The following is a 15,775-nucleotide window of genomic DNA, read 5'->3' on the forward strand; positions in this document are numbered from 1 at the left end:
CAAGATATGGATTCTTACATCCTATCAAATAGATAAGGACAGATAGCTCATCAATAGCAGTTTGCTCGCGTGAAGAACTTGAGAGGCCGTTCTCCTGCATGATGATTATCCTGAAAAGCCTGCGCAGCCCCTCACCTCTATCCTCTCCCCGTAAACGGGGGGAGGGGGCGCAACCGTAGCGTCTTGTTCTAGGGCGCCTCATCTCGCCCAGCCGCCGCCTACAGCTCCACCACCCTGTTCGGCAGCTGGTTCAGCGGCTGGCTCTCCGGCGGGAAATGCTGCGCCAGGATATCGCCGCACCGGCCGATCGCCGTCACCAGCCCGTCCACGATCTGCCCGGCGCCGGCGGCCTTGGTCAACTGGACGACGGTGTCGTCCCAGACCGACTGTTCCACCCTGGAGTCGATGCCCTGATCCGCGATCAGTACGGCCTGGCGTTCGGCCATGGCGATGAACAGCATCAGGCCGGTGCGGTCCCTGGTCTGCTGCAGGCCCTGCGCCAGGAACTGGCTGCGTGCGGTGTGCAGCACCTTGTGCCGGCGCATGGGCGGCGGCGCGAGCCTGAGGCGCACCGCATGCGGCCAGCTCAGCGCCGCGACGATGACGAAGACGGCGATCTGCAGGAGACTGAGCGCCCGCAGGCCGGTCTTCACGGCGGCGTCGGCATCCGCCGCGGTGAGGTTGCCGCTGGTCCAGTCTGTGCCGAGTAGCGGCCAGCGATGCAGGTCCGGCGCGAACAGGCTCACGGCGAGCGGTGTAAGCAGCACGGCCACGGCCGCAAGCGTCACCGGGATCCAGCGATAGGTCGCCACCGAATGGGCGACGATGCAGTAAATCTCGCCCGATGTTCTGGCCTCGGCTGCCGTGATCGCGGCCGCGACGCGGTCATGGTCCTCTTGGGTCAGCAAGCGCGCCATCACCAGCTCCCGCTCGATCCGCCGCCGCCGAAGGAACCGCCGCCGCCCGAAAAGCCACCCCCGCCGCCGCCACCGCCTCCACCCCCGCTCGAGCCGCCGCCCCAGCCCGAGGTCGGAATGAAGATCGGGCCGGAGCCGCCGCGCCGCATGGCGCCCGGGCGGCCGCGCGCATTGTTGATCCAGCCCGAGACGATGATGAAGATCACGAAAATGAAGAAGATGATGATGAAGATCGTCTGCGGGTCGATGCCCTGGTCCTGCTGCTGGGCGCCGTCGCGGGCACGCTGCTTCCACTCGCTCTCATCGTTGAGCAGCGTATCCTGGATAGCGGCGACGCCGGCCTGGATGCCGCCCGCCATGTCGCCGGCCTTGAACTTCGGCAGGATGGCCTGCTGGATGATCACGCTGGAGAGCGCGTCGGTGAGCGTGCCTTCGAGCCCGTAGCCGACCTCGATGCGCACCTTGCGTTCGTTCGGGGCCACGATCAGCAGCACGCCATTGTTGAGTTTGCCCTGGCCGATGCCCCAGGCGCGGCCGAGCTGGTAGCCGTAATCGGCGATGTCGGTGCCCTGGAGGCTGGACAGAGTCGCCACGACGAGCTGGTCGCTTGATTTCTGTTCCAGCGCCTGCAGCGTCTGCTCGAGGCTCGCACGCTCGGCCGCCGGGATGATGTTCGCCTGGTCGACCACCCGGCTGGTCAGAGGCGGGAAGGTGAGGGCGCAGGCGGGGGAGGCGAGGAGGAGGAAGGCGAGGGCGAGGGCGACACAAATCGGTGTACCGGTCTTCAGACCGGCATGAACCCGCCAGCCGTGCCGAAAAGATGCCGGTCTGAAGACCGGCACACCATGAGGTGCGCGCCCTATCATCAACCCTTACCGCCTTAATTGTTGTTGAAGTTCACCTTGGGCGGCGCCTGGTTCTCCGGCGTGGTCGTAAAGGTCTCCATCGGCTTGGAATCGCTGTAGAACATCGACTTGTAGATGCTCTGCGGGAAGGTGCGCAGGTCCGTATTATAGACGCGCACGGCCTCGATATAGTCGCGGCGAGCCACGGCGATGCGGTTTTCGGTGCCTTCGAGCTGGGACTGCAGTGCCATGAAGTTCTGGTTCGACTTGAGGTCCGGATAGGCCTCGCTCACCGAGATCAGGCGGCCGAGCGCGCCGGCCAGGCCTTGCTGGGCGTCCTGGAACTGCTTGAACTTCTCCGGATCCGTGATGGTGCTGGCGTCGATCTTGATGCTGGTGGCCTTGGCGCGGGCCTCCACCACCTCCGTCAGCACCTTCTCTTCCTGCTTGGCATAGCCCTTCACCGTCTCCACCAGATTGGGAACGAGATCGGCGCGGCGCTGATACTGGTTCTGCACCTCGCTCCAGGCTGCCTTGGCCTTTTCCTCATCGGTGGGGATGGTGTTGATGCCGCAGCTCACCACCAGGCCGCCGGCCACGACCACGAAGGCGATGATCGCCAGAATACGGAGAATGCCCGACATATCCCTCATCCCGTTCCGCCGGCCCCAGCCGGCTCCGCCCCACATATATTGAGCCACCTGCAGCGAACAAAGAGCGCATTGGGCGATTCCACAATAGGATGAGGGGTATTGCAGTCAGATGAAGGAAACAAAATCATGACGGCGGACGAAAAAGCCATCCGCGATGTCGTCGATCTCTGGATGTCGGCGAGCAAAAAGGGTGACGTTGCAACGGTGCTCGACCTGATGACGGACGATGTCATCTTCATGGTTCCCGGCCACGCGCCCTTCGGCAAATCTGCCTTTAGGGAAGCCGCTGAAGCGAACAAGCAGATGCGGGTGGAGGGTCACGCGGAAGTCCTGGAAGTCGAGGTGCTGGGTAATCGCGCCTGGCTGCGCAACCGCCTCGAAATCACCGTGACGCCGCCCGATGGCGAGGCGATGCACCGATCCGGCCACACGCTCACCATCCTGCGCAAGGGCGACGATGGGCGCTGGCGCCTGATGCGCGACGCCAATCTGGTGATGTGAGGCGTTACTATTGCAGCTTGAATTGCCGGGGCGGAGCCGGCGCTGCACGCCTCCCTGTTCATCTCCATGGCTTGCACGGATTTGGGCATATCGAGTGAGGGGCCAGGAATCCTTCCCCGATCGCGGATATCGGATTCACACATCCCGGAACGGGATGGAACGACGGCCGAGCGAGATGTAACGGTTGAGAATAAGGCACGACGCCGAAGTCAGCTCGCCCCGTTTTTACGAGGAGAGGTAAGGTAAGGGGCTGCGATGACCTTCGGAATAGGCGCATTGAAGCTCGCAATATTGAGAAGTAACAATGCACCCTAGGTCCATAACTTGGAATTGCACTAAAGAAATAGTTTTGCTGGCGTCGCGCAGCCCCTCACCTTACCTCTCCCCGTAAAAACGGGGCGAGGGGGCGCAGGCGTTGCGCCTTCCCTGGAGACCGCCCGTCTCGCCCGAGCGTGTAGATGCATTCTTACCGCAATTCCCAAACGCTCTCGTTCCCACGCCCTTTCCGGCTGGGTTGATGAAGAGACCGGGCGATGGCGGCTGCGGAGCAGCCGTGAAAGCAAGATCATGGAAGATGCAGGCCGCACTGTCAGTGCAGGCCGCCATCGCCCCGTTCCGGCTGCCTGGTACGCTGACAAGGCGCGCAGGGCCACCTGTTTTTCCGCCTTCAGCAAGGCGGAGGCGAGCCGGGAGCGGATGGCACGGACCATCCGAACCTGACCAGCCGGCTCGGTCAAGGGGCTCAGCGCTGCAGTCCTGGCCGGACAGTGGCATGAGCCGTCTTCACCGCATCGGCGGGAGATGGGACGAAAGGCGTTGCCGGGCTCAAGCCCGTCACGCTCCGTCCAGGGATCACAGGGCACTTCCATGGGGTGCCGATCCCGTCTGTCCCGCTCGTCACCCCTGGAGGCCGGCTTCGAAAGAAGCAGGACCGCCGTGCGCCCACCGCTTGGATTGGCTGTCGGGGTGGATGGAAGCGTTCGGAGCCGGGTTGTACCTGCGCCGGCTGCTGACGCCTCATTCCGTTAGGGAATAAAGCATGGGAGCGAACGGAAGTCAATATCCGTTCTTTTTCTGTGCTTGTGACCAACGGCGTGCCTCGCAGTCGGAGGAGGTCGCGCGGCATGTTGTCGATTGATCTGGTCGCAAGTGACGCCGGGACGGGGCTCGCCTATTGCGGCTCCAACTACCAGGCATGGCCGGCACGCTTGCCGTCACCACGGCGGGGGAAGGACGATTTGCCGGCGGATGAGGCCATACGTCCTGGCTATCTGAAATATGGCGTGGGGTCTCACTTCATCTATTATCGACAGTTTGATGCAGAGACAGTCGTGATCCGCATACTCCATCAAAGGATGGATGTCGGGCGCCACATTTGAAGGGCGAGGTGTCGCAAAAATTGGACAGATTCGCAGGGTCTACACACGATCTGCAGAATATCCGCGACAGCCATGCAAGCCACTGAAATCTCAGCGCCTTTTCTGTCGCAAAAGTTCATTGCAGAAGTATCATTTTTGCGAACGACTTTTACGAGTGCGTCTGGCTCAGGATTTTATTTTCTATCCCGAGCTCGATTAGCACCGTCCCGCGAGGCGGGCGTGGGGCCGAGTTCCAATGCCTATCCGCGTCCCGCCAATGCCGCCTGCGCCGCCGCCAGCCTCGCGATCGGCACGCGGAAGGGCGAGCAGGAGACATAGTCGAGCCCGGTCTTCTCGCAGAAGGCGATCGAAGCGGGGTCGCCGCCATGCTCGCCGCAGATGCCGAGCTTGAGGCCGGGGCGCTGCTTGCGACCGCGTTCGGCGCCGATCTCCACCAGCGCGCCGACGCCTTCCTGGTCGATGGAGACGAAGGGGTCGATGGCGAAGATGCCCTTCTGCACATAGGTGCCGAGGAAGGAGGCGGCATCGTCGCGCGAGATGCCGATGGTGGTCTGGGTGAGGTCGTTGGTGCCGAAGGAGAAGAATTCGGCGCTCTCGGCGATCTCGCCGGCGCGGATGGCGGCGCGCGGCAGCTCGATCATGGTGCCGACCTGGTAGACCAGCTTGACGCCGCGCTCCTTCTCCACTGCCTGCGCCATCGCATCGATATGGGACTTGACGATGTCGAGCTCGGCCCGTGTCGCCACCAGCGGCACCATCACTTCCGGCGTCACCGGCTTGCCGGTGGAGGCAGCGGCTTCCACCGCAGCCTCGAAGATGGCGCGCGCCTGCATCTCGGCGATCTCGGGGAAGGCGACGGCCAGGCGGCAGCCGCGGAAGCCGAGCATCGGATTGAATTCGTGCAGTTCCTGGGCGCGGGCCTTGAGCTTGGCCGGCGAAACCCCGATCGACGCCGCGACTTCGGCGATCTCGTCCTCCGTATGCGGCAGGAACTCGTGCAGCGGCGGGTCGAGCAGGCGGATGGTCACCGGCAGGCCCGACATGATCTCGAAGAGCTGGCGGAAATCCTCGCGCTGCATCGGCAGCAGCTTGGCGAGCGCGGCTCTACGGCCCTTCTCGTCATCGGCCAGGATCATCTCGCGCATGGCGACGATGCGGCCCTCGTCGAAGAACATGTGCTCGGTACGGCACAGGCCGATGCCCTCGGCGCCGAAGGTGCGGGCCTGGCGGGCATCGGCCGGCGTTTCGGCATTGGTGCGCACCTTCATGCGTCGCACGCCGTCGGCCCAGACCATCAGGTCGGCGAATTCGCCGGAAAGCTCGGGCTGCACCATGGCGATCTTGCCGGCCAGCACCTGGCCGGTCGAACCGTCGATGGTGATGATGTCGCCCTTCCTGAAAGTCTTGCCACCCGCGATCAGCGTGCCCGTGGCATTGTCGACGCGGATGTTGCCGGCGCCGGAAACGCAGGGCTTGCCCCAGCCGCGCGCCACCACGGCAGCGTGCGAGGTCATGCCGCCGAGCCGGGTGAGGATGCCGGACGCCGCCAGCATGCCCTTGATGTCCTCGGGGCTAGTCTCCTGGCGCACCAGGATCACGCTCCTGCCGGCGGCCTTGCCGGCTTCCGCCTCCTCCGAGGAGAAGACGATCTCACCCGAGGCCGCACCGGGGGAGGCAGGCAGGCCGCGCGCGATCTCGATGCGCTCGGCCTTCGGGTCGATGGTGGGGTGCAGCAGCTGGTCGAGGGATGCGGGATCGATGCGGGCGATCGCCTCTTCCTTGCTGATCAGGCCTTCCTTGACCATCTCCACCGCGATGCGCAGCGAGGCCTTGCCGGTGCGCTTGCCCGAACGGGTCTGCAGCATCCACAGCTTGTTGTCCTCGACCGTGAACTCGATGTCCTGCATGTCGCGGTAGTGCTGTTCGAGCGTCCTGGTGATGCCGACGAACTCCTGGAAGGCCGCGGGCATCGCCTCCTCCATCGAGGGCTTGGTCGAGCTCGAAGCGGCCGCGGCAGCCTTGGAGATCGGCTGCGGCGTGCGGATGCCGGCAACGACGTCCTCGCCCTGGGCGTTGATCAGGAACTCGCCATAGAGCGCATGCTCGCCGGTGGAGGGGTTGCGCGTGAAGGCAACGCCGGTGGCGGACGTATCGCCGCGATTGCCGAACACCATGGCCTGCACATTCACCGCCGTGCCCCATTGCTCGGGAATGGCGTGCAGGGTGCGATAGGTGATGGCGCGGGCGTTCATCCAGGAGGAGAACACGGCGCCGACGGCGCCCCAGAGCTGCTCGTGCGGATCCTCGGGGAAGGGCGTGCCGAGTTCTTCCTTCACCAGGCCCTTGTATTGGCCGACCAGCGTCTTCCAGTCCGGCGCCTGGAGGTCGGTATCGAGCACATAGCCCTTGCGCTCCTTGTAGGTGTCGAGGATCTCCTCGAAATGGCTGTGGTCGACGCCCAGCACCACGTCCGAGAACATGGTGATGAAACGCCGGTAGCTGTCCCAGGCGAAACGCTCGTTCTTCGAGGCCGCGGCCACGGCCGCCACCGTGGTGTCGTTGAGGCCGAGATTGAGCACGGTATCCATCATGCCCGGCATCGAGGCGCGGGCGCCCGAGCGCACGGAGACGAGCAGGGGATTGGCGGCATCGCCGAAGGTCTTGCCGGTGATGCGGCCGATCTCGGCGAGCGCCGTTTCCACCTGGCCCTGCAGCTCCGGCGGATAGGAGCGGCCATTGGCGTAGTAATAGGTGCAAACCTCGGTGGTGACGGTAAAGCCCGGCGGCACCGGCAAGCCGATATTCGACATCTCGGCCAGGTTGGCGCCCTTGCCACCCAACAGGTTCTTCATGCCCTGTTCGCCTTCGGCCTTGCCGTCGCCGAACCCGTACACCCACTTCGTCATCATACTTCCTCATGATTTCGACGAGACCGGTTTTCCGGTTCTTTTTGGTGGGGCAGGCTTTTCACAGCTGGGCGCTAAATTCAATTCCTCATTGGTATATTTGGGGGTTTTGTCGCGATAACAAAATATCTCTGAATGTAATCAGAGATTTGTAGCGCTTTTGTCGGAGGAACCCTGGGAGCGCGGACGTCCTACGACACTCAAGTGAGTGTCGGACGATCCGCTCTTGAAGCGGTACCGCGCGAAGATGAAACGAGTCCCCCTATGAAAGGGCCCCGCCGTTTTCGGGCCAGACCTTGCATGTCGGCCACCCCTTTGCGGGCAGTCGCACCGTTTCAAGAGCGGATCGTCCGACACTCACTTGAGTGTCGTAGGACGTCCGCGCTCCCAGGAAGACGTCCGCGTTCCCAGATTCTCCTTGCCTTCCGGGCTTTCCGCCCCGAAAACGCACATGCTGGATTTGCAGGAGTTCGTATGTCGACTTTCAAGGCCCTCGTCGTCACCAAGCCCGATACCGGCTATTCCTGCAACTTCGCCGATTTCGATGAGCGCGATCTGATGGACGGCGATGTCACCGTCCGCATCACGCACTCCACCATCAATTACAAGGATGGGCTGGCCATCACCGGCAAGGGTCCCGTCGTGCGGCGCTTTCCAATGATCCCGGGCGTGGATTTCGCCGGGGAGGTGATCGCCACGTCCCACAAGGACTGGGATCCGGGCGACCACGTCATCCTCAATGGCTGGGGCTGCGGGGAGACGCATCACGGCGGCTATGCCGAGCGCGCCAAGGTCAGTGGCGACTGGCTGGTGCGCGTGCCCTATGGCATGACCCATGCACAGGCGATGGCCGTGGGCACCGCCGGCTATACCGCCATGCTCAGCCTGATGGCGCTGGAGGCTCATTCGATCACCCCTGCGCGTGGCCCCGTGCTGGTGACTGGCGCGGCAGGCGGCGTCGGCTCCACGGCCATCGCCCTGCTGGCCCGCGCCGGCTACACGGTAGTCGCCTCGACGGGACGGCCCGAGGAAGCCGATTACCTCAAGAACCTCGGCGCTTCGGAGGTGATCGATCGCGCCGAACTGACGGGGCCGCCGCGGCCGCTCGGCAAGGAGCGCTTCGCCGGCGCCGTCGACACTGTGGGTTCGCTCACCCTCGCCAATGTCATCTCCCAGATCAAATATGGCGGTGCTGTCGCCGCCTGTGGTCTGGCCGGCGGCGCCGACCTGCCGTCCAGCGTGATGCCTTTCATCCTGCGCGGCGTTTCGCTGCTCGGCATTGATTCGGTGCACTGCCCGGCCGTGGTGCGCAAGGAAGCCTGGCGCCGCATCGCCAACGAGCTCGATCGCGACAAGCTGGACGCCATGACGACGGCGATCCCTTTCGACGATGTGAAGGACAAGGCGGGGTATATCCTGGACGGCAAGGTGCGCGGCCGGGTGGTGGTGGAGATCGGGTAGCCCGGGAGCGCGGACATCACAGCGACATGCAGGCATGTCGCGATGTCCGCGCTCCCAGGCAGCCTACGCCGTTCCTTCGAGCACCGGGCGCAGCTTGGTCAGCGCGTCCCAGGTGTGATCCATGAAAGCGCGCACCCGGGCTGACTGCTTGAGGTCGGGATGGGTCAGCAGCCAGATGCCGGCGCCGATATCCGGCATCGTCTCGGAAAGACGCGTCAGGCCGATGGTGTCACCGATGAAGCAGGGCAGCAGGCCGACGCCCATGCCGGCGCGCAGCGCCTCGGCCACGCCCAGGATGGTGTTGATGCGCATGATGATGCGCTCTGTCGGGACTTCCCGCTCGATCCAGCGCGCGGGCGGGATGTTGGAGAGGCTTTCGCCCGTGCCGATCCACGATTCGGCGAGGAGGTCGCTGAGATCGGCGCCCTTGAGCCGCTTCGGCCCGTAGATGGCCCAGCCAATGGTGCAGACGCGCCGGCCGACCAGCGTGTCCGGAGGGGAGGATGTGGCGCGGATCGCCACATCCGCATCGCGCTTGGACAAATTGAGCGGCGAGTTGGAGACGACAATGTCGAGCCGGATATCCGGACAGGCATTGAGGAAGCTCGAAAATACCGGCATCATCAGGTGTGCCATGATGCTGTCGTTGGTGGTTACGCGCAGTTCACCCGATGGCTTGACGTCGCGTCCGGCGATGCGCCGCTCGAAACCATTGATATCGTCGGCCATGCGGACGGCGAGGGCGACCATTTCCTCACCGGCAGCTGTGAGCGAATAGCCGCTGCGTCCCCGCTCGAACAGGCGGGCGCCGAGCATTTCCTCTACGGCATTGATACGTCGAAACACCGTAGAGTGATTGACGCCAAGAGCCTCCGCCGCCCCGACCAGGGACTTCGTCTCCGCAACGGCACGAACATACCGATAATCGTCCCAGTTGGTTGAGGGCCGCAGCACTGCGGATTCAGAAACGGTCATTCCGGAGACCCTGACAAAAAGCGATCCAGCTTGGCTGCATGACCGCAGTTGCTGGCGCTAGTATGCAACAACGCAAGATCACGTTGCATCAATTAGCCAACTCCCGGTGCCGGGACAACCCGGAAATTGACGTCCGCCATCATACCTTCGGGCTAGGTCGAAAATCCAAAAGGGCTATCGAGGGTCTAGAAACTGTTATGGACTATGGATCGGGTTTGGCGGGGAGACAAAAAACCGCTCAGCAGTCTTTCGTTGGCGGGCCAATGCTTCGTCCGCTTAGTTCTTTGTTTTGTCGCAGATTCTTGTCGGAAAACTGCTGGACACTTTCCCGGAATCTGCTTCGTTGCAGCGCCTCACGCTTGCCAACACGGATGTATTGGCAAGCGTGACGCTTTATCCCTCGATCCGGGAGAAGTCCGCGACGCTGCGTGTTGCCGTCCGGATCTCCTCGAGAAGCTTGAGGCGATTAAGGCGAAGTCTTGCATCTTCGGCATTGACGAGGATCTTGTCGAAGAAGGCATCGACAGGTTGGCGCAACTGCGCAAGCGCGGTCATGGCGCGCTCGTAATCCTCGGCGGCGACCGCCGCCGCGGCCGATTGCTTGGCCGATTGCAGGGCGGCGTAGAGAGCCTTTTCCTCGGCCTCGGTCAGCAAGCCGGTATCGGCGCCGCCGGCATAGGCGCCAGCGCCGTCCTTCTTCTCCTCGATGCGCAGGATGTTGGCCGCGCGCTTGGTGCCGGCCAGCAACGCCTTGCCGTCGTCCGTGCCGAGGAAACGCCCGAGCGCCTCGACGCGTCGCACCACCATGAGGAGATCGTCCTGGCCGCCCAGCGAGAACACGGCGTCGACGAGATCGTGGCGGGCGCCCTGATCGCGCAACTGCACCTTCAGGCGGTCGGCAAAGAAGTCGAGCAGATTGCCGGCGACCCTGTCGGTGCTGGCGAAGGACGCCCTGGCGATGGTGGCAAGCAGCGGCAGGCGCAGCCCGTTGTCGAGGATGATGCGGATCACCCCGAGCGCCGCGCGGCGCAGGGCGAAGGGATCCTTGGTGCCGGTGGGCTTCTCATCGATCGACCAGAAGCCGATCAGGGTGTCGAGCTTGTCGGCGAGGGCGACTGCGACGGCGACGGGATCGCTGGGCACGGCGTCATTGACGCCCTTCGGGCGCCAGTGGTCCTCGACGGCCGCTGCTATGGCGGGATCCTCGCCCTGGGCGGTGGCATAATAGCGGCCCATCAGACCCTGCAATTCCGGGAACTCGCCCACCATTTCGGAGGCGAGGTCCGCCTTGGCAAGCTGGGCAGCCCGGGCGGCCTTCACCGGATCGGCGCCGACAACGGGCGCGATCGCCTCGGCTAGTTTGGCGATGCGTTCAATGCGTTCGCCCTGCGTGCCCAGCTTGGCGTGGAAGACCACGTTGGACGCGATGATCTTGGCGAGGCGCTGGTCGAGCGGCTTGCCCTGATCCTCATAGCCCGGCAGGGGCTTCTGGTCGGTCTCCCAGAAGAATTTGGCATCCGACAGGCGGGCGCGGATGACCCGCTCATTGCCGCCGACGATGGCGGCACCGCCATCCCTGGCCTCGATATTGGCGATCAGGATGAAGCGGTTGGCAAGGCGCCCCGTCTTGGGATCGCGCACCACGAAGCATTTCTGGTTGGCGCGGATGGTGGCCTGGATGGCTTCGTCCGGTACGGCGAGGAAGCTCTCGTCGAAGGAGCCCATCAGCACCACCGGCCATTCCACCAGCCCGGCTGCCTCGTGCAGCACGGTGTCGTCCTCGACGAGTTCGAGGCCCTGCGCGAAGGCGAGGTTTCGGGCATCGGCCAGGATGATGTCGCGGCGGCGGGCGGGATCGAGCACCACCTTGGCGGCTTCGAGCTTGGCGACATAATCGTCGAAGCGCTTCACCCGGATCGCGCCGGGCGCAAGGAAGCGGTGGCCCCTGGTGACGTCGCCGACACTGACGCCCTCGATCTCGAACGGCACCACTTCGGGATCCTCGGTCTCCGGGCCGAAGGTGCAGATGATCGAATGGAGCGGCCGCACCCAGCGCAGCGAGCCCGAGCCCCAGCGCATGGATTTCGGCCAGGGGAAGGTCCTGATGACCTCGGGCACGATCTCGGCGATCAAAGCGGGCAGGACACGGCCGGGCTTTTCGACCACGGCGACGTAGAACTCGCCCTTCTTGGGATCGCTCTCGATCCTGGCCTGGTCGAGCGAGGCAAGTCCGGCCGATTTCAGGAAGCCCTGGATAGCACCCTCGGGCGCGCTGACGCGCGGCCCCTTGCGTTCCTCGCGCGTGTCGGGCTGGCGCGCCGGCAGGCCATGCACGGTCAGCGCCAGGCGGCGCGGCGTGGCATAGGCCGAGGCGCCCTCATAGACCACGCCGCGCTCCACAAGCGCGTCCGTGATCATCTTCTTGAGGTCATCGGCCGCCTTTGCCTGCATGCGGGCAGGGATTTCTTCGGAGAAGAGTTCGAGCAGGAGATCGGGCATGGCTCTGTCGGGAAACGAATGAGAGAATGGGGTGGCTGCTGTGGGGAGGGTGGGGTCGCGCCCTCCTTGCACGCCTCAGCCTCCGCCGCCGGCTGCGGTCTTGACCCAGGCTTCGCCGCAGGCTTTGGCCAGCTCGCGCACGCGCAGGATGTAGCTCTGGCGCTCGGTCACCGAGATGGCGCCGCGAGCGTCGAGCAGGTTGAAGCGGTGGCTGGCCTTGATGCACTGGTCATAGGCGGGCAGGGCCATCTCGTGGCGGTTGCCCTTGTCGCCGGCCGCGAGCAAGGCGCGGCATTCCTTCTCGGCGTCGACGAAATGCTGCTTGAGCATGGCGATGTCGGCGTGCTCGAAATTATGGCGCGAATATTCCTCTTCCGCCTGCAGGAAGATATCGCCATAGCTCACCTTCTCGGCGCCTTCGCGGCCGTTGAAGTTGAGATCGTAGACGTTCTCGACACCCTGCACATACATGGCGAGGCGTTCCAGGCCATAGGTGAGCTCGCCCGAGACCGGATTGCATTCCTGGCCGGCGACCTGCTGGAAATAGGTGAACTGCGAGACTTCCATGCCGTCGCACCAGCACTCCCAGCCGAGGCCCCAGGCGCCGAGCGTCGGGCTTTCCCAATCGTCCTCGACGAAGCGGATGTCATGCAGCAAAGGATCGACGCCAATAGCGGCGAGCGAACCGAGATAGAGCTCCTGCAGGTCCGGTGGAGAGGGCTTCAGGATGACCTGGAACTGGTAATAATGCTGCAGCCGGTTCGGGTTCTCGCCATAGCGCCCATCCTTGGGCCGGCGAGAAGGCTGCACATAGGCCGCGTTCCAATGCTTCGGCCCGAGCGAGCGCAGGGTCGTGGCGGGATGAAAGGTGCCGGCGCCCACTTCCATGTCGTAGGGCTGCAGGACCACGCAACCATAGTCGGCCCAATAGCGCTGCAGGGTCAGGATCAGGCCCTGGAAGGAGCGTTCCGGGCGCATATGCGGGGGCAGGGCTTCGGCCATGTCAGTTCTCGAACCAGCTCTTGTCGGATCGCCGCGCAGCGTCAGGCCCGGCGGGAAAATCGCGCCAGACCCTTAGAGCAAGATCGAAACAGGGGGAACCCTTTTATGTAACGGTTGCCGGCGCAACACGCGGCCTCCGATAGCCCTTGCGCATGCCCGAGCCGGACTTGTGCTGGGTTGCACAGATGATGGCACACCCTTGTGAGAGGATGGCACAACGGGACAAGAAGATGATCTTCCGTCGGGGAATATCGTCAAGCGTCAAAACCGGAGTTGCTGGCCCTATCCCTTTAGCCACGCCGTTCCGATCGATCCCGACAACCCATGAAGATTAGGAGAGTACCATGCTCAAGCACTATCTTCTCCGGACAGGCCTGACGGCTGCGCTGATTCTCGGTTCGCTGGCGAGTTCCGTCTCATCCTACGCCGCGCCTGCCGCTACCAGCACGGGTGGTTCCAGCAGCCGTAGCGGTCCCAGCGGCTCTTCCGGCGTGGGCGGCGGTGGAGGCGGAGATGGCGGGAGCGGCGCCGGCATGCCTGGTGCCGTGCCCCTGGCCCTCGTGAGGCCCTGCCTGGCAGCTCTCGCCTGCAACGATCCGCCGCGGCGCGTGCCGACCGTTCGCGTCCGGGCCAAACCGGCCGGCCTCGACCACTGCAGCTACTACTGGCGCAAAGTCGAACTCGATGACGGTTCGATCGTCGAAGATCACACCCAGCCGATGCTGAAGAATTGCCGGGTGATCCGTACCTTCGATTAACGGTCCATGATCAGGAGCGGCGGCCCTGACGGGGCCGCTGGCTCATTCTGGACGATAGACGCCACTGCGCGGATCACGGCGCAGATTCACGGCTTCCTGCCTCACGGGCTTGTAGAGTTCCTCGTTCACCCGCTCCCACTCACGCTTGACCAGGCGGACGAGAATGACGGTGCCGACGAGGCTGGCGAGTGCAAGAACGACAGGTTGCATGGCGTACCCTCTCCATTCACATTTCGGTAACTATAGACCGAAACGCGCACGAATTGCACGCCCTTCTAGTGCGGCAATAATGCCTTCGGTTAATTGCTCGCTTTCGACGGCCGAAAAACTGGTGCCGAAACCCAGGCGCCGGCTGAGAAAACCGCGCGGTTCCGTGATGGTCTTGAAGCGCACCTTTTCGCCGAAACGCCGGCGCATCGCGCTCCTGACATCGCCGATGCCGTCGGCCAGGCCGAGTTCGATCGCCCGCGGCGCCAGCCAGAATTCGCCGGTGAACAACGTGTCGTCGTCGCCCTTGAGCTTGCCGGCGCGGCGCTCCTTCACCAGGGCGATGAACATGTCGTGGATGTCGCGCTGCAGGGCGCTGAGGCGCTCGACATCCTCCGGTTTCTCCGGGCGGAAGGGATCGAGCAGCGTCTTGGAGCGGCCTGCCGTGTGGACGCGGCGCTCCACGCCGATCTTGTCGATCAGCTTGTCGAAGCCGAAAGAGGCCGAGACGACGCCGATGGAGCCGAGGATCGAGGCGGGGTCGGCAAGGATCTCATCGGCTGCGCAGGCGATCATGTAGCCGCCAGAGGCCGCGACATCCTCCACGAAGGCGTAGACGGGCAGCTTCTTCTCCTCGGCAAGCGCCCGGATGCGCCGCATGATCAAATGGGACTGCGCCGGTGAGCCGCCCGGCGAATTGATCACCAGGGCCACGGCCTTGGCGCCCTTCACCGTGAAGGCGTTGTCGATCACCTTCTCCAGCCGCGACATGCTCAACCCGCCACCGAATCGGGAGGCCGCGCCGATGGCGCCGGCAAGCGGCAGCACCGCCACTACCGGCGTGCGACGGCGCCATTTCTCGGGCAGGAGCGCATAGGCGCGGGCGAAATTGCGCTTCAGGGCGCTTTGCTTCACGGGAGCCTGGGGCCGGTCGGCTTGCGGGGGCGTGGTATCTGTAATGGTCAAGGCAGCATCGTCCTCTCGAGACAGGCAATTCGAAGCGTCTGCGCGGTCGCTCGGGGCGCTGCGCGAGTGGACTTCATATAGGCATCAAATCCCATTTGCAGCAGAAGCCGTCGTGACAAGGCAACAGGGCGCCTGCCGCACGGCTGGTCTCCCTGGATGAATGACAGATGAATGGCCCGATCAAGGCCGGTTCATGACGATTGTGAATAGTTGCAATGTTGATGCATCGCAGGACTTGACCGCGCGTATTATATCGCGCCGGAAAGTATTGTGACGCAATCTATTGACCGAAGCTCTTCACACAAGCAGCGGTTGGTACCATAGTCTGCAGGCCGCAGTCGGGTGTGGTCTACCTTTTATTGACGTCAACAACGATCGAGCTCAGGAGGAAAACATGTTTCGCAAGCTGGTTCTAGCAGCCACTTTGGCCCTCGGCATGGGCGGCGGTGTCCTTGCCACGCAGAGCGCCGAAGCTGCCGTCGCGCATCCTGCCGCACCCGCAACCGTGATCCAGGCCATCGAGCAGGGCGCACCGGCCGCCTCGGGTGTCCAGCAGGCCTATTACCATGGCTATTACCATCGCGGCTATTACCATCACCCCTATTACCATCGCCGTCGCGTTTGCGCCGTCCGCCGCGTGCGCGTGCGCACCGCTTATGGCTGGCGCTGGGTCTCCCGCCGCACCTGCTGGTGGCGCTGAGTTCAA

14 protein-coding genes are annotated in these 15,775 nt (G+C 63.9%); 5 read left to right on the forward strand and 9 right to left on the reverse strand.

Features of this window, described 5'->3' with window-relative positions:
• Positions 1–218: 218 nt before the first annotated feature.
• The 3 genes from QQL24_RS27620 to QQL24_RS27630 are packed head-to-tail and all read right to left on the reverse strand — an operon-like array spanning position 219 to position 2,406.
• Positions 219–917 (reverse strand): TPM domain-containing protein, encoded by a 699-nt coding sequence (locus QQL24_RS27620; protein ID WP_284315516.1) that lies wholly within the window; start codon positions 915–917, stop codon positions 219–221.
• Positions 917–1,783, reverse strand: a complete 867-nt coding sequence (locus QQL24_RS27625; RefSeq protein WP_284315517.1) for a TPM domain-containing protein — start codon at positions 1,781–1,783, stop codon at positions 917–919. The genes QQL24_RS27620 and QQL24_RS27625 overlap by 1 nt, the downstream gene beginning before the upstream one ends.
• A 14-nt stretch (positions 1,784–1,797) precedes the next feature.
• Positions 1,798–2,406, reverse strand: a complete 609-nt coding sequence (locus QQL24_RS27630) for a LemA family protein (RefSeq protein ID WP_284315518.1) — start codon at positions 2,404–2,406, stop codon at positions 1,798–1,800.
• Between the two features lie 135 nt (positions 2,407–2,541).
• On the opposite strand from QQL24_RS27630, the gene QQL24_RS27635 reads away from it, so the two are divergent.
• Both QQL24_RS27635 and QQL24_RS27640 read left to right on the forward strand, forming a co-directional pair.
• Positions 2,542–2,916, forward strand: coding sequence for a YybH family protein (locus QQL24_RS27635; protein WP_284315519.1), 375 nt, complete (start codon positions 2,542–2,544; stop codon positions 2,914–2,916).
• Positions 2,917–4,040: 1,124 nt separating this feature from the next.
• Positions 4,041–4,295, forward strand: coding sequence for a type II toxin-antitoxin system RelE/ParE family toxin (locus tag QQL24_RS27640; protein WP_284315520.1), 255 nt, complete (start codon positions 4,041–4,043; stop codon positions 4,293–4,295).
• A 239-nt stretch (positions 4,296–4,534) separates the two neighbouring features.
• Here QQL24_RS27640 and ppdK read toward each other — a convergent pair whose 3' ends face one another.
• Positions 4,535–7,201 (reverse strand): pyruvate, phosphate dikinase, encoded by a 2,667-nt coding sequence (gene ppdK / locus QQL24_RS27645; RefSeq protein WP_284315521.1) that lies wholly within the window; start codon positions 7,199–7,201, stop codon positions 4,535–4,537.
• A 474-nt stretch (positions 7,202–7,675) separates the two neighbouring features.
• Between ppdK and acuI the strand changes: the two genes are divergently transcribed.
• Positions 7,676–8,662 carry an acrylyl-CoA reductase (NADPH) gene (gene acuI, locus QQL24_RS27650; protein ID WP_284315522.1) on the forward strand — a complete coding sequence of 329 codons (987 nt, stop codon included), beginning with the start codon at positions 7,676–7,678 and terminating at the stop codon, positions 8,660–8,662.
• A gap of 63 nt (positions 8,663–8,725) precedes the next feature.
• Here acuI and QQL24_RS27655 read toward each other — a convergent pair whose 3' ends face one another.
• From QQL24_RS27655 to QQL24_RS27665, 3 genes are all read right to left on the reverse strand, one after another.
• The gene (locus QQL24_RS27655) at positions 8,726–9,637 is read right to left on the reverse strand and encodes a LysR family transcriptional regulator (protein ID WP_284315523.1); all 912 of its coding nucleotides are present in this window, start codon (positions 9,635–9,637) and stop codon (positions 8,726–8,728) included.
• A gap of 393 nt (positions 9,638–10,030) precedes the next feature.
• Positions 10,031–12,136, reverse strand: coding sequence for a glycine--tRNA ligase subunit beta (gene glyS / locus QQL24_RS27660; RefSeq protein ID WP_284315524.1), 2,106 nt, complete (start codon positions 12,134–12,136; stop codon positions 10,031–10,033).
• A 75-nt stretch (positions 12,137–12,211) separates the two neighbouring features.
• Complete coding sequence (locus QQL24_RS27665; protein ID WP_284315525.1) at positions 12,212–13,138, reverse strand: glycine--tRNA ligase subunit alpha; 927 nt, start codon at positions 13,136–13,138, stop codon at positions 12,212–12,214.
• Between the two features lie 344 nt (positions 13,139–13,482).
• Between QQL24_RS27665 and QQL24_RS27670 the strand changes: the two genes are divergently transcribed.
• Entirely contained in the window at positions 13,483–13,896 is a 414-nt protein-coding gene (locus QQL24_RS27670; protein ID WP_284315526.1) for a hypothetical protein, read from the forward strand.
• A 42-nt stretch (positions 13,897–13,938) separates the two neighbouring features.
• Here the strand turns inward: QQL24_RS27670 and QQL24_RS27675 are convergent, their stop codons facing one another.
• Positions 13,939–14,106, reverse strand: a complete 168-nt coding sequence (locus QQL24_RS27675) for a hypothetical protein (protein ID WP_284315527.1) — start codon at positions 14,104–14,106, stop codon at positions 13,939–13,941.
• A gap of 30 nt (positions 14,107–14,136) precedes the next feature.
• The gene (locus QQL24_RS27680) at positions 14,137–15,069 is read right to left on the reverse strand and encodes a S49 family peptidase (RefSeq protein WP_348536504.1); all 933 of its coding nucleotides are present in this window, start codon (positions 15,067–15,069) and stop codon (positions 14,137–14,139) included.
• Positions 15,070–15,463: 394 nt separating this feature from the next.
• Between QQL24_RS27680 and QQL24_RS27685 the strand changes: the two genes are divergently transcribed.
• A complete protein-coding gene (locus tag QQL24_RS27685; protein ID WP_284315528.1) occupies positions 15,464–15,769 on the forward strand; it encodes a hypothetical protein in 306 nt (101 codons plus the stop codon).
• Positions 15,770–15,775: the final 6 nt, after the last annotated feature.

The sequence above is a fragment of the Labrys miyagiensis genome (assembly GCF_030160835.1).
GTDB lineage: Bacteria > Pseudomonadota > Alphaproteobacteria > Rhizobiales > Labraceae > Labrys > Labrys miyagiensis.